We start from the raw sequence: 17,817 nt of genomic DNA on the forward strand, positions 1-17,817 counted from the left end.
TTTTGTTTACTCCTGCACCGGCTGCCTTACCACGAGCACATCACATCCCGCTCTTCTAGTAATACCTTCCGATACGCTGCCCAGAAAGAACCGCTCTCTGCTGCGCAGTCCTGACGCCCCGGATACAATAAGATCGGCATGATGTCTGGGTGCCACGCTTCTTGCTAGTACCATCTTAGGAGCCCCGTGTTCTACTTCCACCCTGACTGGAGAAATCCCTTCGCTTTCTGCCTCCTGTTTGTAATCGGTCAGCATTTTCCAGCCGGCATCTTCCATGGACTGCAGCGCTTCTTTGCTGTTTTTTGTCACATTTGACAGCATTCTTTTATTGATAACGTGGGCGATTGTTAATTCAGCTTTTTCCAATTTAGCCAGATGAACGGTTTTTTTGAATGCACGGTGCGCCGATTCAGAGCCGTCCACCGCCAGCAGGATGGACACATATGGATAGCCGTCCGCTTTTTTCCTGACGATAAGCACGTCACTCGTGGCATGTCTGGCAATACCTGCCGACACGCTTCCAATAACAAACTTCTCTACTGTGCCCGCTCCTGATGCGCCTGCTACTATTAAATCCGCCTTCTGCGCTACGGCTATTTCTTTTGGGATAAGAACCTTAGGATTTCCCCGGTCGAGAATGGTTTCGATATTCGTAAGCCCGGCATCCATCATGTCGCTTTCCATGTCATGGAGCAGCTCTTTGCCCCGTTCCTCTGCCTCTTTAAAAAAATCAACAGGAAACGTCTGGACTCCGGCGTAGGCGGCTTCATCCACGACATGTGTAATGATAAGCTTCGCATCATTGTTCATTTTTGCGATTTCACTTGCTTTGCGAAGCGCGTTTTTGGACTCTGAGGAATCATCCACCGCTACTAATATGCGTTCGTAAGCTGTTTTCATCATGTATCCTCCTCATAATAGGTTTTTAATTAATGTATCGTATGGAAAAGTATCCATAGGTTTGTCACAGGTACTTCAGCACAGGTATTTCAGCTTATATTCCTTTATAATGTCGACATGTTGATTCCTTCTTTTGACAAAAGATCCTTATGTTTACCATCACTACACAGCCAGGAGGCGTTTCATTGAAGTATTTATTTTCTTTAGTAGGAGCCGGGCTTCTTTTAACTGCAGCGGGGTGCGGCAGTAATACTGCAGATCCTTCTGATCAACAAGTTCCTTCCATTCCGGCTGAAAAAACAGCAAACGCGCTGGAAGCTGTACCGAAAGCCAGTCCTCTTACGATCGCTTTTGCGGGAGACACAATGTTTGACTGGGACCTGCGGCCGGTTCTAGATGAGCAAGGGTATGATTATCCATTTGAGTACGTACATAATGAATTTGAAAAAGCCGATTACAGCATGGTGAACCTGGAGAGTACCATCACGGAGCGGGAAACAAAAACTGACGGCCAGCTGTTCTGGATTAAAAGCAGGCTGGAATCTCTGGATGCGTTAAAAGCTGCCCACGTTGATATGGTTAATCTCGGCAACAATCATATGATGGACTATGGCGAGCAGGGACTGCTGGACACGATAGATGCCCTGGAAACGAAAGAGATTGCTTATATCGGTGCCGGAAGATCCAGTGAAGAAGCTTATGAAGCAGAAATAGTCGAAATTAACGGCAGCACGGTCGCTTTTCTGTCTTTCACGCGTTTTTTTCCCGATTTCAGCTGGACGGCCCAGCCTGGAAAGCCCGGCGTTACGAATGGCTACGACCTTGATCACGTGATCGAAACCATTCAGGCACACGAAAAGGCCGTTGATGCCGATCATCTGGTCGTTAATTTCCACTGGGGAGTTGAAAAAACCAGTGCGCCGGCGGCTTATCAGCATGAATATGTGGAACGCATCGTAGACGAAACGGGTACCGATGCCATTGTAGGTGCACACCCGCACTGGCTGCAGGGATTTGAGTTTTATGACGGCGTTCCTATTGCCTATTCGCTTGGGAATTTTCTTTTTCCCGACTACGTGAGCGGCCACTCTGCCGAGACAGGCGTGCTTCACTTAACTTTTACAGAAGAAGAAACAAGTCTTGCTTTCGCCCCCTATCAGATTAAAAACAACCAAATTACACCGGTTGAAGGCCAGGAAAAACAACAGATGTTTCAGTACCTTGAAGATATTTCAATAAATGCTGAAATAGATGAAAATGGATACGTTACGGAGTCATAGCCAGGGCTTCTTCGTATCCTTTCTTTTTGCGTACAATCAGCACATCACATGAGGCTCTTCTCACAATGTGCTCCGACACGCTTCCAAGAATAAGCCTTTCCACAGCACCGGTTCCGGCCGCACCGGCGATAATCAGGTCCACGTTAAACTTCGGAGCTGCTGATTTTGGGATTTTCACCCGTGGAGAGCCGAATTCCAGGCTGGTGGTAACCTTCGTAACCCCCGCTTCCTGTGCCTGGGTTTTGTATTCTGCTAAAAGCGTTTTGGCATATTTTTCAAAACCTGCAAAAATAGCCGGGCTGTACTCAATTCCTGTGTAAGAGCGTTCGTCTACTACCGTGCAGATAATAAGCTCTGCCCCTTCTTTTCCTGCCAGGCTGACTGCCTTTCTAAATGCATAATACCCTTCCTCTGATCCATCTACTGCTGCAAGGATGGTGTGATAAATAGCGCTCATATACGGTCCCCCTTTTCTGTCATTAGGACTGATGTTCTCCCTTTATTATAATAGGTTTCGCCTTCCGGCAATGTGATGTAAATCACTCAGTCATTCGCATCCTCCCGTTCTGCAGTAAAAGATATCGAATATGGGTCTATATGTTCAACTATAGCGGATATAGGTTTGATTACGGCAGGAAATGGCAATTCCAGTACTATATCCATTTGTTTATGACGTTAAAGGATAAAAGGATTATGCACGATATAATAAGGAGGCACTATCATGACAGCAGCTGTGTACGGAGTATACGAAAACAGTCAGCAGGCGGCCGAAGCTATAGCCGCTTTAAAGCAGGAAGGCGTCCTATCTGACAATATTTCCATCGTCTTAAATGATGAAAAAGAAGGCAGTTTTATTTCGAAAGAAACCGGTGTTCAGGCGAATGTGGAACAAACGCAGGAGAAAGAAAACACCGGCTTTATGGATGGGTTAAAAAATATGTTCAAAGGCAGTTCTTCCGATACCGATTCAACGACGCATACAAGTGCCACGCTTCAGGAGCTGGGGCTCTCCGAAGCAGAAGCCGATTCAAATGCGTCCGCTGTAGAAAAGGGAAGTATTATTGTTCTTACCCATTCTTTAGATACAGCTCCCATCGACGAGCAGGAAGTACCTCCTCCCGGCAATGAATATACAACGGCCGAACCGGATACAGCTCCTAAAGCTTCTACCGTACAAAACGAATCCATCGAGGAGCAGGTCATGCCGCTTCGTGAAGAACAGCTGGACGTTACGAAGAAAAAAGTTGATAAAGGAGAAGTCGGCGTAACTAAAGAGGTAGTAGAGGAAGAACAAACAGTCTCCGTACCGGTTCAGCGGGAAGAAGCTTTTATTGAAAAGCGCCCGGTCGACAGCAGCGAAACAGCAGCCCCCGGGGAAATAGGAGAAGACCACGATGAAGTCCGTATGCGCCTCACAGATGAGGAGGTTGAGGTAAAAAAAACCTCGGTCGTTACCGATGAAGTCGTGGTAGGCAAAAGAAAAATCCAGGAAACCGAAGAAGAGACAGAACACGTCAAACGGGAAGAAGCCCGTATTAAAGACGAGGGCCAAACGACAGAAAACGAAGACCCTTCCGTGCATCCGCTTCAGAACAAAAAAGGAAATGACAACTAAACAATGAAATCATAAAAAAGCAGCCCCGTGTCCTTTAAAAGGAGGCAGGGCTGCTTTTTTTGTTTTCCGCATGATAGTCTGGGATCTGTTATGAAATATATCCTCTGAATTCCAGTGCCTGTTCCAGCTTCTGGATCGCAAAGATCATCGCGCCATTCCGATAGGTCGTCTGATAATATGCAGCAGTTTCTTCGGTGTTCTCATAAGCCTGCAAAATAAACGTTTTCATCCGCTCGTTTATTTCGTCTTCTTCCCAGTAATAGTTCATATGATTCTGCACCGATTCGAGATAAGACACGATCACTCCTCCGGCATTCACCAGGATATCCGGATAAACATGCTGGTCTTTCTCTTTTAGCATATGGTCGGCTTCCGGGGTAGTCGGCCCGTTTGCCAGTTCCATTATATGCTTTGCTTTAATACGGGACGCATTATTTTTCGTAATAACGCCTTCCATGGCGGCCGGGATCAAAATATCGGTATCCACGTACAGCACGTCCTCACTGCTGTCGAGAAGAAATTCTGCCCCGTATTCTTTCAGCCCGTTGTTCTCTTTTACTTCTTGGGCTTTGGGAATATCAAGTCCTTCTTTATCGTACAGGGCCGTTTTAGAATCGCTGACTCCGACAACTTTGAAGCCTTTGTCGTAGAGCAGGCGTGCTGCGATCTGGCCGCCATTGCCAAAGCCCTGAACGGCTACCCGCGTATGTTCCGGAGCCTGGTTCATTTTCTCAAGCATCTGCTCAATAACATAAACGGCACCCTGCGCAGTAGCGGCGCCTCTTGCTTTTGAACCGCCGACCAGCGGAGGTTTTCCTGTGATAACACCTGCTTCGTGCCTGCCGGCAATTCTTGAATACGTATCCATCATAATGCCCATCGTTTTTGGATCCGTATATACATCAGGCGCCGGCACGTCCCGGCCCGCTCCGAACAAGTCGGAGAATGCTTCCATATAGCCCCGGCTTACTTCCCGCAGCTCACGATCACTCAGCATCGACGGATCGCATGCCACGCCGCCTTTTGCTCCACCATGTGGAATCTGCACGAGAGCCGATTTAAACGTCATCCAAGTGCCCAGAGCCTGTGATTCCTCCACGGTCATGGACGGATGAAACCGGATCCCGCCTTTGAATGGTCCCAGGAGATCATTATGCTGGGTCCGGTATCCTTTGAAAAGCTGCGTATGGCCATCATCCATTTCGACTGGAAACGATACTTCTACTTTTCGTTTAGGGTGAGACAGCAATGTCTGCACACTGTCTTTTAGTTTCATTGTCCGGGACGCCTCTTTAATTTGTTCAAACACAACATCGAGCGGTCCCTGTTCTTTTTCTGTCATTAGTCTACTCTCCTTATTTCCTTCATGCCTCTGTTTCTTTATCTTGTGACAAAAGGTAATGAAATGGTAAAAGGTATTCTTTGTACTATTACCACTTTTCAGGGAAGGCTAATCTACTCCAGGCTGTTATTACTTTTTTTCCAATCGGTTAAGCTTCCAGTAAACCGGGATAAGTACAAGAATTAAAATCAAACCGTACAAGTATGCTTCCCAAAGAGATTCCGAAGTGATATTAATAAACGGCATGATGACAAATATTAATAAAAGAAAAATATCCCCTGAAAAATAAGCAGGGATCTGCTGTATCTGCTTACCCGGTCACATGTCGGACATTTTAATTCCCATGGGCGGACGTCCCGTCTTCGCCACTTTGGCTTCCATAACGGAATTTTATATCCGCAGTAGGGACACGTTAAAAGAAAAATGTGATCACCTGCTTTATCTTTTTTTCCACAGCCTCTACGCTTTATGATCTGCCTTGTTTTTTAAAAAAGTATGCTCCAGATAGGCCGCTACTCCGTCTTCGTCACAGGTGAATTCAGTGACTTCATCGGCAATCGCCTTTATATCATCGGCTGCGTTCTGCATAGCTACGGCATGATGAACATATTCAAACATGGGGAGGTCATTGTGACTGTCTCCTACTGCCAGCGTATCTTCCTGGGAAAGGTTGTACCGCTCCACCATTTCTTTTATACCGCTCGCTTTATTAATGCCGGCAGACATCACTTCGACGTTGTGCGAGGAAGAAGTCGACGTGGTAAAGCTGGTATGTTCCTTTAAGCGCTCCAACTCTGCTTTCCATTCGTCTATATGCCCGGTCGTTCTGGAGAAGAAGTAAAATTTGGAATAGCCGGCCTGTTCCGGGAGCGTTTCCGTCCAGACGATATCCTGCCGGACCGCCTGCTTCCGGGAGAGCCATTCATTAATTTCCACTTCCTCAGGCTTTGGGTCCTCTACTGCTCTTTCAATAAAAGCCTGATCCTCCGCCATCATAATGCGTGGGGCATTGTAAGGAAACAGTTCGTAGTAGACTTCCTTTTTTCTAGCTTCTGCAATAATCGTTTCGACCAGGTCCAGCGGCAGCGAATGCTCAAACAGTATTTCATCGTTAATATGGCCTTCCATGCCGTTGGAAGCAACGATTCCATCTACTTCGAATCCTTTCGGCACAAGCGACTTTACTTCCATCGCCGATCTGCCTGTTGCTATAAATACATACAGCCCCTGGCTCCGGAGCCGGTCAATTACCTTTTTGATCGTAAGGCTGACTTTATTCTGGCTGTCGAGCACCGTTCCATCCATGTCCAGAAAGATTGCTTTTGTTTTCATTTCTTTTCCACTCCTATTGATTTCTTTTTCTATTCATTATTATTCCCATCTTTATTAGTATAACAAAGAACCAAACCCGTATTTGTTTCTATTCCCTCCGGCAGTATATCTAATCCGCTGCGATGTCGTGAATTTCCAATAGGAGTTTGTAGAGTCCTCCGGCTATCTGTAGTAAACTCATTTATAGACAAATGAAGTTTTTCAAAGGAGCGCTCTGTATTGAATGAGTACGGCAGTTATATATTTAAAAAAGGCCATCCCTTTTCCTCTTATTTTCTGGAAGGCACGATATTTCCTGTAACAGAAAATCTGTATCCTTTTTATTCGGCATCGAGCTATTCTGAGAACGTTTTTCCCCAATCTGTCGTCTCCGGCGATCCGACATCAAGCGGCATGATTCTCTGGACAAGAATTGACCCTTCTTATATAGAAGGAGCTTCAAATAAGAAAGTCAACGCGGAGGCCGAAACCTGGAAAAGCGACCTATCCCGCTTAACCGACAGCGCAGCGGAGGATGTATTTGTATTGGTCGAGATTGCGCAGACAGACGACTTTTCTGTTCCGGTGCTGCGGGCACTCGCTCCAGTCTGGAGCGAGCATGATTATGTGGTCCGGATAGATACGGATACATATCTGGAAAAAGACAGCACCTATTACTACCGGTTTATAACAAAAAATGGATGGATCAGTCCTGTTGGACGCTGTCGGACGCTCCCCGGGGCGGAGGACGAAATAAAAGAGGTTTCCATCGGTCATGTCTCATGTCAGGATTACACGAATGGACACTTTACGGCGTTTACTCACCTGGCGGCAGAAGACATTGCCTTTTTTATACACCTGGGCGATTATGTATACGAAGTTACGGGCAACGCCGATTACCAGGCTCCGGATAACTTTCGTGAGGTTGATCTGCCAAGCGGCAGTCCTACCGCGTATACGCTGGAAGACTATAGACAGCTCTATAAAACGTATCGTACCGATTTTCACCTGCAGCGTCTTCATGAACGGCACGCCATGGTAGCAGTGTGGGATGACCATGAATACGCAAATGACACCTACTACCCGGGTGTCGCTCCGGATGATGATCTGGAGCCGAATATGGAACGCCGTTCTTTTGCAAACCAGGCCTGGTTTGAGCACATGCCCTGCCGGTTTACGTACCAGACAGAGGATGGTGCTGAAAGTACGCTCGCCGTATACCGTCATATAGAAATTGGCAGTCTTGCCGGCATCTATATGATGGATGAGCGTTTGTACCGGGACTCCTTTCCATGCGGAAACGAACCGGCCGACCGCTACTTTACAGACGGCTGCGCAGAGAGGGAAAGCAGTGAACGTTCCATGCTGGGCTCCCGGCAGCGGGAGTGGCTTCTCGATAAGCTTGCCTCTTCGAAAAGCAAATGGAATATCTGGGGTAATCAGGTTCAGGTAACACAGCTGAAATTTCTCGGCCGTTTCATTAATCTGGATTCCTGGGACGGATTTCCCTATGAACGGAATACGATTGCCCGCGCTATCGCAAACCACCAGGTTCCCAACTTTATTGCGCTGACCGGTGATTTTCATACATTTGAAGCGTCCCATATTCAGGAACATTACCGCAGCGGAAAAAGCAAACCGATCGGCGTTGAATTTATGGTTGGACCGATCAGCTCCAATCACTTGATCGAAACCACTAAGAACTACGCCGATCATCTGCTCGAAAAAGTGCCGCTTCCAATAAAGGAGACAACGGATGCTGTTGAATCCTACGTCCCCTCTGTGATTAAAGAAGGTATCAAACTACCGGTCACGCGATTGTTTACGGAATTCCAGAATATTATTAAAGTAGAAAACCCATGGATTCAGCTTTTCGATAGTACGTCCCACGGCTATGCAGTTCTGACTCTGTCCGAGACGAAAGCCGACTGGAAAGCCTATGCGGTGGACACGATTGAAGAACTCGAATCTCCGAAATCGCTCCTGCTTCACTGTGAAGTGCCGGAAGGCGAATCGGTTATACGCGTATTGAAGAAAAACACTTATTTTTAAAAATAGAACGTAAGAAAAGGAGCTGTCCTTAAAAGGGCAGTTCCTTTTTTATAATTATAGATGTGTTATTCCATTATGGCGACGCTGGTTGAAACCTCTCCCTGTTATTCATTTATACTACACTCTAAAATATTTAAACCCTCAGATGCTTCTGGTGCTTCAAAAAAGGTAGTAACATGAATAAACACCGCTTCCGTATCAAAATCTGCTCTTTCAGGCTGTTCGTTCCGCCTTTGTTCAATCTGACGCAGGCACTGCTCGTTCGTTATATTAAGGAACATCAGCTGATGAGCGGCACGGACATCTGACGCTATCTCCAAAAACCACTTTCGCTGCTTTTGCGTATTTGCTGGAAAATCCATTACTACATTTGTACCAACATTTAATATATTTTGAACGTGTTTTTTCACTAACGGTTTGATCAGCATCGAAAATTTTAAATAATCCTCAAATACTTCGATTTGATTTGGATAAAGAGAAGTGAGCCATTCATCTTCAGATAACAGAACCGCATCTTTATCGATTGCTAGTTGTTTTGACTTCGTTGATTTCCCCGCCCCCATTTTTCCACAGAAAAAGTAAAGCGTCCCCGATTGTTTCATCCTTTGGAACCTCCTGACATATTTTACTGGCGGTACCGCACATCCTCTATTACCGCCACACCGTCTGTTCCTATCCGTAGAAGAACATGGCTGATTTCACCTTCGGGTGCGGGATACGAATCAATTCCGAATTCTGTCCCGTTCCAGCTATTCATTCTGCCTCGAAGAGAAGGAGATCCTGCTTCTTCTCTATTCGCTTTAATATCCAACAGCCGATAACTGTTATTTCCTGTTTCCTCTAATTGGGCGTAAACATAACTCCCTGCTGGGAAGTTTTCCTCGTCCGTTCCGTCATAAATATTTATATACGCTTGATTTTCTGCATCTTTATACCCCGGCCCGTAGTCTTCCACCTCCAGCCAGAGTGTCTCTCCGTTTTGTAATGCCATTTCTTTTTGAACGGCTGGGATCAGGATAATCACTGCAGCAAGCAGCACCGCAGCAGCCGCCAGTTTCCCTAAACGCAGCGGTTCTTCTTTTAACAAGGGCTGCTTTTTCTTTTCCAGCATATACGCAGTGAGGAGAAATCCCACTCCGAGGAGGAATAAAGAAAATGCCAGATGAACGTACGTCCAGAAGAGATCAACATACTGGGTAAAAAGAAAAACAAACCAAAGTATGGCCGTGATGGTGACAGCGATGCTGTCTTTTTGCCGCACCTGAATATAGAGCAGACCGGTAAGCAGCAAAAAGTAGCCGAGCAGGTAGCTCCAGTAGAGAAGCTTCATATCCATTACGGTATAGGGAACTTGAAACAAAAGCAGCAGCGCCGCAAGGTATCCGAGCGGATAAAGCAGTCGAATGGAAAGCTGCCAGTATCCTGCTGCAGCAATCAGGATATTCAAAATAGCAGCCGTCCAGACCACGGCATGCGTGTTTTCCACTAACAAGAAAAGCCAGGTAAGCAGTGCCGCATTAGCTAATCCATATACAACGATCCGGTAAAAAGGACGATCGTCATGCAGCCAAATCCATCCGGTCAACGCGAGCAGAGGAAGCATCTGCCAGACAGCCGCATCTGCGCTCAAAACTACCAGTTGAATCATACTGAAGAATACGATGGCCTGCGATAAAAAGGAATCGAGCTTTCTTTTCCACAGCACAAAACTGAACAGAACCAGAATGCTCACAAACAACACAGCAGAAAGTGCTTCCAATATAAACAGGCCGAGAAAACCGCTGAAGGCGCCGGCCGCTATTAATGCCCCTACAAGGGTCACCGTATGCAGAAAAAACAATTTAGACTGCATGCGCCGGCCGCGTCTCGCAAACGAAGAAATAAGTTTCACGCTGCCGTAGACAGCCCCGGCAGCAAAGAGAAAAATAATAATAAAAACGGCTCCGCTGTAAATATCCATCATCGTAATAAACAGGAACTGAAAAGCATACAGTCCCGTAAATACAATTGTTATTTTAAGCGCAGCTGGTCTGTGGCGTAATATATAGAAGGACGCTGCAAGAATGGCAAGATACGCTGCGGCTGCGAACACCTCCACTTCCGGAAGCACATAACGCACCGCACCGCAGAATGGAAACCAAAGAACAGCAGTAAACCAGGCATGCTGCAGCAAAATATCTTTTCCTTTTTTTAGACTCCACCAATAGATAAATGCGTTGACAGCCGACGCTGCCAGCAGACCTATAAGTGTGCCCGTTTCCGGCCAGTTATAATAAACCGGGAAAATAATGGTCCAGAGAAGCGCCTGAAACAGCAGAAATCGAAGCACGAGCAGGGATCGCATCTTTACTTGAAGCGTTACGATCATTACGGGAAGCAGCCAGAAGAACAGCAGCCACCAGCTCTCTGCCTGGGAATGGTAAATGGTTCCCATCAGTGCGATAGCAGGACCGAGACAGATAAACCCCGCCAATAAGCTCAATCTACTGAAGAAAGGATATTTTTTCCGGCAGAGATAGGCCAGCACGAAAAGCAGTAAAAGAAAACCAAATACAACACCTGCCTGCTCCACCCGATCAAATAAATACCACCAGCTCTCCATATAAACCAAAGCCGCAGCAATAAGTAAAGCCATGCCTAACACGTACGTCCATTGAATCATTCCAGCTTCCCTCGTTCTCATCGCAGCTTCCTCTCCACCCTGTCCAGTGTGTATGTTTTTCCACTTATAATTGTATTCGTGATGTCTCAAGATATGCTTATTATACTTCAGCATTCCTTTCATTGGATAATTTTTGAAATTAATTTTTGAAAATTATTATTTTGAATTATTATTCAGCATAAACTCTTTTAACACGGCTGCCAGTCTATCCTCAGCTTCCAAAGCCAGGCTGTGGCCGCATTCTTCAAATAACTCAGCGCGCTCCACATTTTCTGCCGCATGTCTCATTTGTTCTTCCACCAGTTCACCAAAAAATTCAGGAGCTCCAATAGTAAGGATGCGCAGATCCAGCTTCTTTTTTAAGAGAGTCTCATTAATTTCTGCATTCTTAAGACCGGCCCGGTACGTTTCCAAACATCCCTCAGTCCTCCCGGAGCCGTCAGTTTTGCAATCCATTCATCAAGTGCCTCATTCGTAATAGCATTAGGGTTCCACGTTTCCTGCTTGATCCAGAACTCCCAAAATTCACGCTCATGTCCGCTGATCAGCATCTCAGGAATATGGGGAATCCAAAAGAATGGGATATGCCAGAGCCATACGCCTTTCAAGTTGTATTGAGCGGAAACATTTTCCGGCGTGAAGTTCGACCATTCTTCCAGACCCTGTCCAGATAGAAGCATTTCAGCAAAAGACAGTGCCTTCACACGTTCTGGATAACTGGCCGCCAAGGCATAGGCAAATTCTGCTCCGCGGTCTTCCCCGTGCAGGTAAAAAAGCTCGTGTCCCAGGACTGTCATGAGTTCTGCCATATCATTTGCATTCGTTAACGAGTCGTACCCTTCTTCAGCCGGCGGCTTGTCCGTATCGCCAAACCCACGAAGGTCCGGAGCCACTACCGTAAAATGTTCGGTTAATAAAGGAAGAAGTTTATACCAGTAATAGTGGGTTTTTGGTGTCCCATGAAGCAGCAGCAGCGGCTCTCCTTTTCCTGCCGTGACATAGTGCATTCGAATTCCATTCACTCTCGCTCTGCCATGCTTTACAGGGTGTCCATTATGATCATACATTTCAGCCATCTTATTCAGCTCCTTGTTCTGTTTTTACAGAGGCAGTATAAACTAAAGATAACGCTTTCAAAAAAGTTAATTTATCCGCTCTTCTTTTAGTATAAGGGCTTTTAAAAATGCTGCCTATAAAAAAGCGCTTTCCGTATTGGAAAGCGCTGCTGTTTTACGTGGTTTTCGTACGTTCCTGATGCAGGGCATTCTCTTTTTCCTGCACGCGCTCCTGCCAGTATTCTTTATCCCAGTCGGCGAGCTGTTCTTCAGCTACCGCATCTTCCATATAGCGGGAAAAAGACGTTACTTCCTGAAGCACACGATGGTTTCCTGTTTTTATGAGCATCGTCAACGCTTCTACACACGCTCCCATAACAGAAATATCGTTCTGGCCATACAGCCTGATCTGGTAAAAGCTTTTGTACAAATATTCTTTATAGGGCTTTACGGGCATCACCAGACGCAGCTGCCCTTCATCATCCGTAAAATACTGATCGTTCGTGTGGACATGGCTTAGTTCGGATAATAATGCCCCAATACGATTGATACAATTTGCCGCTGTATGGGGATCATTAATGGCCGGCGAAATCGCCCGCAGCGCAATTTCTACAATTTTCTGCATCGAAAACTCGATATCCTGATCATTGCTTCTTTCTTCTCCACTAATAGAAAACTTCTTAATTTCTCAGGCGGAATATCATGCTTTGACCAGGATCGGAACAGAGCCTCTCCGCGGTGCACATAATCGCCAACATGAAACAGGCTCTCGAACACGCCTTCCTGATGTTTCGCCCAGTAGATCAGCTCTTTCATTTTGACCATGTTCGTATAGCCTGAGCGTTCAGCGTAAATGATAGTTTCTTTTCCCTTACGGAAATCGCTGTTCCATTCGCTAAAGCCATCTATCCCTTTATACGTGTACGTCTCTGCGATAACTTTGGAAGCATCGGAGCGGATATGGCTGATTAGATGATTGACCTGCAGCCACTGGGTGGAGTGGTATATAAAGACAATAAAAAAAGCCAGACAGCATAGTGCAACCAGGACGGTAAGCATCGGCATAAGAATCTGGTTGTTGCCTTCGCTCGAAAAAAGCAGCATGTTCACGAGAGTAAACAGAACGCCGAATGTAAAAGCCGAGCGTATGCTGTGTAGTTGGACTCTTCATGAAGTCCTGCAGAGCCCGTGGCGTAAACTGGGTGGAATATGTCGTCAGTACGACCATAATCGATGAAAAGCTGATCGTCGTCAGCGTCAGTAATGCTGTTACCAAGGCACTGTACATCGAAGTCGCTGTATTATCCGTAACCAAAAGCATGGCTGGAACATTGTTATAAATCGGCCGAAGCACCTGCTGATCCATAATAGAAGCTCCAATGACGATAATTAAGCTGAGTACGGCGTAGCACCCTGGGATAAACCAAAATTTATCCCTGATTTTTATGTACCATCTCTGGTGCTTCATGACTTCCCTCCTCTTTCTAACGTGCAATCCGTCTATTGTAAAGGAAATCATTCAGCAATGCATTGGGTTTACCTTATATTAATATTTTGCATAACCATTATTTCCATGTATTCTTACAAAGTGAATTTTTTTAAAAGTAAATATATGTTAATTTAATACATATACTTTCTTAACTCATAGATAAAGATCATCATTAATAAGAAAGCGGGGACGACAATGACTATAAGATTTTTGAATATAAACGATGTTTATGATTTTCGTGAGCTGCGAATAAAAGGATTGCAGACCGACCCAACAGCTTTTGGTTCTACATATGATAGAGAAATTAATCTCCCTTTAAAAAAATTCGAAGAACGTTTGAAGCATTCACCGAACCAATTTACGGTAGGTTGTTTTGACAAAAATAAATTGATTTGCACCGCTTCTTTATAAGGCGTTCTGTCGATAAATTCAAACATAAGGGGATTATAGTAGCTGTATATTGTGAGGAAGAATACAGAGGCTCCGGCGCAGCTAAGAAAACCATTCAATATCTAATAACAAATGCTAAAAATCTGCCCGGTCTGGAAATATTACATATAACCGTTGTTTCTGACAACATAAGAGCCAAACGCTTTTATACAAATGTTGGTTTTCAAAAATACGGACAGGAGCCTCGAGCTTTATTTTACAATAATCGTTACTATGATGAGGATTTAATGTATATGGAGTTATAGAAAGGAAAAACATATTATGATGGTTGTTTTTTAAGAAATTCGATGCGGTGATCACTTTCGCAGCTGTAGAATATTAGCTGCAGCATCACGTTAAATCAGTATTCGTACGATCGAAACAGTGGCAATTTATGTTAAAATTCACTTAATACTCTGCAAAGGAAGTGTCAACGAATGCCTTTCCCTTAGATCAAACAGATGAATCCATTATGTACTATTTGAAACAGAATGCGCGGGAATCTTATTCAGCCATTGCTCGATCTCTAAACGTCAGCGAAGGTACGGTGCGCTCCAGAATAAATAAAATGCTGCAGGACGAGGTTTTTGAGTACGTGATCCATACAGACCCGAAAAAAAATAGGTCTGGACGTCCAGGCGATTTTAGGTATTAACACCAGGCTTGGAATGCAGGATACAATAGCTGAACAGCTGCAGGCTTTTGATGCCGTACGCTTTGTCGGTGCTTTTTCCGGTACCCATGATCTGATGCTGCAGGCTTATTTTTCCGAAAATGATGATCTAGTCTCATTTATTAATACAGATCTGGCCGCTCTGGACGGAATTATCGATATCGATGTGAACGTCGAACTCAAACAGTACAAGGATAGTTTTACATATTAGATGTTCATGCTGCTTAAGCGTTTTAAATTGAAAAGAATCGTTTTTCTCTCATTCATTATCGTTTACTTAGAAAAGTCCAGAGGAGGTTACTATGAGTGCTGTAATAATAATCGGTCCTATCTGCAGTGGGAAAAGTACAGTTTCCGCTTTACTAGCTGATATGCTGCAACGTCCTCTCTGTTGCATGGACACTATTCGTTTTACCTATTATAAAGAATTAGGATTTAGTGAAAAAATACAAGAGCAGATAAGAAAAAAGGAAGGATTTCCCGGTGTATATCATTATTGGAAACCTTTTGAAGCCCATGCGGTTAAGCGGGTTCTCGAAGATTTTCCAGGTCATATTCATGATTTTGGGGCCGGCCACTCGGTACAAGAGGAACAAGGCAGTGCATCTGTAGTAAAAAAAGCACTACATGCTGCCAAAGTGTTTCTCCTCCTCCCTCTCCGGATATAGAAAAATCTAAAAGTATCCTGCATGAGCGGCTTTTACATCGCACACAAAACCCGGCTGTACTGGATATTAATGATTATTTTGTTGAACATGCCATGAATCGAGAGCTGGCTGATCATATTATTTATACAGAGCATAAATCCGTACAGACAGCCGGAACCGAAATAAAAAAGATTTTACAATAAGTTGAGCAGATTCATCTTAAAAATAACTAATAAACCAATCATTTTAACCAAATAGTAAATACAATATGAAAGCCACTACAATTAATAATAAAATCCCCTTTGGCCCCATGCTGCTGGAAACTTCTGATATTCCTCCAGTCTGAGAACGTTCAAAAGCATCTCTTGCATTGGCTCCGGGATTATTTTTATACTCTTTCAGTCTTTTATCTTCAGAACCGATAGTATCCCTCTTTTCTATACTATATATGCGTTTTATGTAATCGCAGATGTATAGCAATATGTTCTTTTTATAATTAGGATTCCCACGTATAAAAACATACATTTCCTTTAATTGATAAATATCATTATAAATTCATATTATACAATAACCACTGAAAATAACTCAAATATTGCTTTTTTGTCAAAAAACAAAGTAAATCACCTTCTACATATCATACATTCAGGGAGTTCTAGAGATGACGCAATTAAATGGAACATTAATAACACTAACAGAACCAACAGAATCGGATATTAAAGCGCTGTATTTTTGGAAATACGAAGAGAAGAAACAAGAAGCTAAAAAGTGGAATGCTCCCTATATTCAATAAAAAGATGTTAACAGAACAGGAATATTTCAATACTTGGTATCATCCTCATCACATCATCGATTCCGTTCCCCATTCTCTCGTTATTAAAGTGAATAATATTCCCATAGGCTATGTCAGTTCTTATTGGGTTGATAAAGCTACCCAGTGGCTGGAAATTGGGATTGTCGTTTATGATTCCAGCTATTGGAATGGCGGTTTCGGCAGTGAAGCCTTTTATTTATGGGTCGGATACTTATTTAAAGAAACCCGCCTCCATCGATTAGGCATCTCCACCTGGTCCGGGAATAAAAGAATGATACAAGCAGCAAAAAAATCCGGAATGGTTGAAGAAGCAAGGATCCGCCAGGCTCGAATAGTAAACAACGAATATTTTGATGCAGTAAAGATGGGAATATTAAAAAGCGAATGGGAGACTTTTCACAACTGAAATAATATTATGAGGAAAAGATATGAATACGATAGGAGGATATGTATGAAAATAGAGGATATGTTAAAAGAAATTCCGGTATTGGAAACCGACCGACTTTTATTAAGAAAAATAATATTAACTGATGTCGATGATATCTTTGAATTTTCTTCCGACCCGGAAGTCGCTTATCATATGACATGGGAAACAAATGGATCAAAAGAGGAAACGTTAACCAACTTCCTGAAACCAGTAATAAAAGGCTACGATTCAGGGTTAAGCGCAGAATGGGCCGTTGTACATAAAGAGAGCGGGAAAGTTATCGGTACGTGCTCACTAATTGATTGGTCGAATGAACATCATAAGGCAGAAATTGCCTATGTACTAAATAGACAATACTGGGGCTCTGGATTTACTACGGAAGCAGGTAATGAGGTAATTAAATATGGATTCAATACTCTCCAGCTAAATCGTATGGAGGGCCGTTGTGATATTGATAACCCTGGTTCTGAGAAAGTGATGTTAAAGCTTGGTATGCAATATGAAGGGCTTCTGAGAAAAAATGAATTTATAAAGGGAACCTTTCGGGATACTAAAATATTCTCCCTACTAAATGATGACTTTTAAGGCAACACATTACTTTTAATCTGAAAATATCGGGGAGAATAATATAAAAAAACCACCTCTAGGGTGGCCTTTTTCTAGTGCTTGATTAGTAACGTTCCAACTCTAATAAATTATTCCCTGTTTCATCATCCTGACTGGTTCTTATATGCTTTCCAGAATCTCCTGAATTTTTTACGGAAACAATATCTGCTTTTTTATTTTCCAATGTATAGTAAAAGCTTTGCGCATTTCCATCTATTTCTCTAACTACCTGGGAAACAGATTTTGTAGAGCCTCCCGCAAGTTTTACTTCATTAATACCGGCTTCCCCCTGATTTTCATCCTCAAGGTGTACTGCAATTACTTCTGTCATACATATTACCTCCTAATTTGGTGACGCTCGGAAACTTTACCCTGAAAATAAAAAATATAACGTATTTTTCCTATTTTTAGTTTAAAGGAAGCCTCGAACAAAAATGAATATGACGGGAGAATCAATTTTATGTATTTCTCGTTCACATGAAGAAGCTCCAGGAATACTTTACTCCTAGAGTCTTTTT

21 protein-coding genes and 1 pseudogene are annotated in these 17,817 nt (G+C 43.8%); 11 read left to right on the plus strand and 11 right to left on the minus strand.

Annotated elements, in window-relative coordinates; all coding sequences use genetic code 11:
• Window positions 1-6 precede the first annotated feature (6 nt).
• Entirely contained in the window at window positions 7-903 is an 897-nt protein-coding gene (locus MMY81_RS08365; RefSeq protein ID WP_252312464.1) for a universal stress protein, read from the minus strand.
• A 182-nt stretch (window positions 904-1,085) separates the two neighbouring features.
• Between MMY81_RS08365 and MMY81_RS08370 the strand changes: the two genes are divergently transcribed.
• Window positions 1,086-2,180 (plus strand): CapA family protein, encoded by a 1,095-nt coding sequence (locus MMY81_RS08370; RefSeq protein WP_252312465.1) that lies wholly within the window; start codon window positions 1,086-1,088, stop codon window positions 2,178-2,180.
• On the opposite strand, the gene MMY81_RS08375 is transcribed toward MMY81_RS08370, so the two are convergent.
• Window positions 2,167-2,637, minus strand: a complete 471-nt coding sequence (locus MMY81_RS08375) for a universal stress protein (RefSeq protein ID WP_252312466.1) — start codon at window positions 2,635-2,637, stop codon at window positions 2,167-2,169. The genes MMY81_RS08370 and MMY81_RS08375 overlap by 14 nt on opposite strands.
• Before the next feature lie 264 nt (window positions 2,638-2,901).
• Here MMY81_RS08375 and MMY81_RS08380 point away from each other — a divergent pair, with 264 nt between their 5' ends.
• Entirely contained in the window at window positions 2,902-3,795 is an 894-nt protein-coding gene (locus tag MMY81_RS08380) for a YsnF/AvaK domain-containing protein (RefSeq protein ID WP_252312467.1), read from the plus strand.
• 88 nt (window positions 3,796-3,883) lie between these two features.
• Here MMY81_RS08380 and MMY81_RS08385 read toward each other — a convergent pair whose 3' ends face one another.
• Together MMY81_RS08385 and MMY81_RS08390 are read right to left on the minus strand one after the other, a co-directional pair.
• Entirely contained in the window at window positions 3,884-5,137 is a 1,254-nt protein-coding gene (locus MMY81_RS08385; protein WP_252312468.1) for a Glu/Leu/Phe/Val family dehydrogenase, read from the minus strand.
• Window positions 5,138-5,596: 459 nt separating this feature from the next.
• Complete coding sequence (locus MMY81_RS08390; RefSeq protein ID WP_252312469.1) at window positions 5,597-6,469, minus strand: Cof-type HAD-IIB family hydrolase; 873 nt, start codon at window positions 6,467-6,469, stop codon at window positions 5,597-5,599.
• A 219-nt stretch (window positions 6,470-6,688) separates the two neighbouring features.
• On the opposite strand from MMY81_RS08390, the gene MMY81_RS08395 reads away from it, so the two are divergent.
• Complete coding sequence (locus MMY81_RS08395; protein WP_252312470.1) at window positions 6,689-8,500, plus strand: alkaline phosphatase D family protein; 1,812 nt, start codon at window positions 6,689-6,691, stop codon at window positions 8,498-8,500.
• A 104-nt stretch (window positions 8,501-8,604) separates the two neighbouring features.
• On the opposite strand, the gene MMY81_RS08400 is transcribed toward MMY81_RS08395, so the two are convergent.
• The 5 genes and pseudogenes from MMY81_RS08400 to MMY81_RS35065 form a co-directional block, all read right to left on the minus strand.
• Window positions 8,605-9,102 (minus strand): P-loop nucleotide/nucleoside kinase family protein, encoded by a 498-nt coding sequence (locus MMY81_RS08400; protein WP_252312471.1) that lies wholly within the window; start codon window positions 9,100-9,102, stop codon window positions 8,605-8,607.
• A gap of 23 nt (window positions 9,103-9,125) precedes the next feature.
• Window positions 9,126-11,183 (minus strand): DUF2157 domain-containing protein, encoded by a 2,058-nt coding sequence (locus MMY81_RS08405; RefSeq protein ID WP_252312472.1) that lies wholly within the window; start codon window positions 11,181-11,183, stop codon window positions 9,126-9,128.
• 135 nt (window positions 11,184-11,318) lie between these two features.
• A complete protein-coding gene (locus MMY81_RS08410) occupies window positions 11,319-11,576 on the minus strand; it encodes an alpha/beta fold hydrolase (RefSeq protein ID WP_252312473.1) in 258 nt (85 codons plus the stop codon).
• Entirely contained in the window at window positions 11,522-12,238 is a 717-nt protein-coding gene (locus tag MMY81_RS08415; protein WP_252312474.1) for an alpha/beta fold hydrolase, read from the minus strand. The genes MMY81_RS08410 and MMY81_RS08415 overlap by 55 nt, the downstream gene beginning before the upstream one ends.
• A 154-nt stretch (window positions 12,239-12,392) precedes the next feature.
• Window positions 12,393-13,736: pseudogene (locus MMY81_RS35065) on the minus strand (DUF2254 domain-containing protein).
• Window positions 13,737-13,901: 165 nt separating this feature from the next.
• On the opposite strand from MMY81_RS35065, the gene MMY81_RS08435 reads away from it, so the two are divergent.
• The 5 genes from MMY81_RS08435 (at window position 13,902) to MMY81_RS08450 (ending at window position 15,476) form a co-directional block, all read left to right on the plus strand.
• Window positions 13,902-14,117 (plus strand): hypothetical protein, encoded by a 216-nt coding sequence (locus MMY81_RS08435; RefSeq protein WP_252312477.1) that lies wholly within the window; start codon window positions 13,902-13,904, stop codon window positions 14,115-14,117.
• Entirely contained in the window at window positions 14,099-14,401 is a 303-nt protein-coding gene (locus MMY81_RS08440) for a GNAT family N-acetyltransferase (protein ID WP_252312478.1), read from the plus strand. The genes MMY81_RS08435 and MMY81_RS08440 overlap by 19 nt, the downstream gene beginning before the upstream one ends.
• Window positions 14,402-14,607: 206 nt before the next feature.
• Window positions 14,608-14,790: an AsnC family transcriptional regulator gene (locus MMY81_RS33900; RefSeq protein ID WP_308215267.1), complete on the plus strand. Its 183-nt coding sequence runs from the start codon at window positions 14,608-14,610 to the stop codon at window positions 14,788-14,790.
• A 13-nt stretch (window positions 14,791-14,803) separates the two neighbouring features.
• Window positions 14,804-15,019: an Lrp/AsnC ligand binding domain-containing protein gene (locus MMY81_RS33905; protein ID WP_308215268.1), complete on the plus strand. Its 216-nt coding sequence runs from the start codon at window positions 14,804-14,806 to the stop codon at window positions 15,017-15,019.
• 91 nt (window positions 15,020-15,110) lie between these two features.
• Window positions 15,111-15,476 carry a nucleoside/nucleotide kinase family protein gene (locus MMY81_RS08450; RefSeq protein ID WP_252312479.1) on the plus strand — a complete coding sequence of 122 codons (366 nt, stop codon included), beginning with the start codon at window positions 15,111-15,113 and terminating at the stop codon, window positions 15,474-15,476.
• Window positions 15,477-15,701: 225 nt separating this feature from the next.
• Here MMY81_RS08450 and MMY81_RS35070 read toward each other — a convergent pair whose 3' ends face one another.
• Window positions 15,702-15,980, minus strand: a complete 279-nt coding sequence (locus MMY81_RS35070) for a DUF6366 family protein (protein ID WP_374561540.1) — start codon at window positions 15,978-15,980, stop codon at window positions 15,702-15,704.
• A gap of 133 nt (window positions 15,981-16,113) precedes the next feature.
• On the opposite strand from MMY81_RS35070, the gene MMY81_RS33910 reads away from it, so the two are divergent.
• The 3 genes from MMY81_RS33910 to MMY81_RS08460 are packed head-to-tail and all read left to right on the plus strand — an operon-like array spanning window position 16,114 to window position 17,278.
• On the plus strand, window positions 16,114-16,245 hold the full coding sequence (locus tag MMY81_RS33910; RefSeq protein WP_308215269.1) for a hypothetical protein: 132 nt from the start codon (window positions 16,114-16,116) through the stop codon (window positions 16,243-16,245).
• Window positions 16,226-16,672 (plus strand): GNAT family N-acetyltransferase, encoded by a 447-nt coding sequence (locus tag MMY81_RS08455; protein WP_308215270.1) that lies wholly within the window; start codon window positions 16,226-16,228, stop codon window positions 16,670-16,672. Before MMY81_RS33910 ends, MMY81_RS08455 begins: the two co-directional genes overlap by 20 nt.
• Window positions 16,673-16,717: 45 nt before the next feature.
• Window positions 16,718-17,278 (plus strand): GNAT family N-acetyltransferase, encoded by a 561-nt coding sequence (locus MMY81_RS08460; protein WP_252312480.1) that lies wholly within the window; start codon window positions 16,718-16,720, stop codon window positions 17,276-17,278.
• 85 nt (window positions 17,279-17,363) lie between these two features.
• On the opposite strand, the gene MMY81_RS08465 is transcribed toward MMY81_RS08460, so the two are convergent.
• Entirely contained in the window at window positions 17,364-17,630 is a 267-nt protein-coding gene (locus tag MMY81_RS08465) for a DUF3892 domain-containing protein (RefSeq protein ID WP_252312481.1), read from the minus strand.
• Window positions 17,631-17,817: the final 187 nt, after the last annotated feature.

The organism is Sinobaca sp. H24 (genome assembly GCF_023845525.1).

Excerpts from the sequence above, each read along its gene's own strand:
- MMY81_RS08390 (WP_252312469.1), bottom strand. The coding sequence starts at position 6,469 with ATGAAAACAAAAGCAATCTTTCTGGACATGGATGGAACGGTGCTCGAC.
- MMY81_RS08455 (WP_308215270.1), top strand. The coding sequence starts at position 16,226 with ATGCTCCCTATATTCAATAAAAAGATGTTAACAGAACAGGAATATTTC.
- MMY81_RS08375 (WP_252312466.1), bottom strand. The coding sequence starts at position 2,637 with ATGAGCGCTATTTATCACACCATCCTTGCAGCAGTAGATGGATCAGAG.
- MMY81_RS08465 (WP_252312481.1), bottom strand. The coding sequence starts at position 17,630 with ATGACAGAAGTAATTGCAGTACACCTTGAGGATGAAAATCAGGGGGAA.
- MMY81_RS33900 (WP_308215267.1), top strand. The coding sequence starts at position 14,608 with ATGTACTATTTGAAACAGAATGCGCGGGAATCTTATTCAGCCATTGCT.
- MMY81_RS08385 (WP_252312468.1), bottom strand. The coding sequence starts at position 5,137 with ATGACAGAAAAAGAACAGGGACCGCTCGATGTTGTGTTTGAACAAATT.
- MMY81_RS08365 (WP_252312464.1), bottom strand. The coding sequence starts at position 903 with ATGATGAAAACAGCTTACGAACGCATATTAGTAGCGGTGGATGATTCC.
- MMY81_RS08400 (WP_252312471.1), bottom strand. The coding sequence starts at position 9,102 with ATGAAACAATCGGGGACGCTTTACTTTTTCTGTGGAAAAATGGGGGCG.
- MMY81_RS08435 (WP_252312477.1), top strand. The coding sequence starts at position 13,902 with ATGACTATAAGATTTTTGAATATAAACGATGTTTATGATTTTCGTGAG.
- MMY81_RS08405 (WP_252312472.1), bottom strand. The coding sequence starts at position 11,183 with ATGAGAACGAGGGAAGCTGGAATGATTCAATGGACGTACGTGTTAGGC.
- MMY81_RS08380 (WP_252312467.1), top strand. The coding sequence starts at position 2,902 with ATGACAGCAGCTGTGTACGGAGTATACGAAAACAGTCAGCAGGCGGCC.
- MMY81_RS35070 (WP_374561540.1), bottom strand. The coding sequence starts at position 15,980 with ATGTATGTTTTTATACGTGGGAATCCTAATTATAAAAAGAACATATTG.
- MMY81_RS08450 (WP_252312479.1), top strand. The coding sequence starts at position 15,111 with ATGAGTGCTGTAATAATAATCGGTCCTATCTGCAGTGGGAAAAGTACA.
- MMY81_RS33905 (WP_308215268.1), top strand. The coding sequence starts at position 14,804 with ATGCAGGATACAATAGCTGAACAGCTGCAGGCTTTTGATGCCGTACGC.
- MMY81_RS33910 (WP_308215269.1), top strand. The coding sequence starts at position 16,114 with ATGACGCAATTAAATGGAACATTAATAACACTAACAGAACCAACAGAA.
- MMY81_RS08460 (WP_252312480.1), top strand. The coding sequence starts at position 16,718 with ATGAAAATAGAGGATATGTTAAAAGAAATTCCGGTATTGGAAACCGAC.
- MMY81_RS08415 (WP_252312474.1), bottom strand. The coding sequence starts at position 12,238 with ATGGCTGAAATGTATGATCATAATGGACACCCTGTAAAGCATGGCAGA.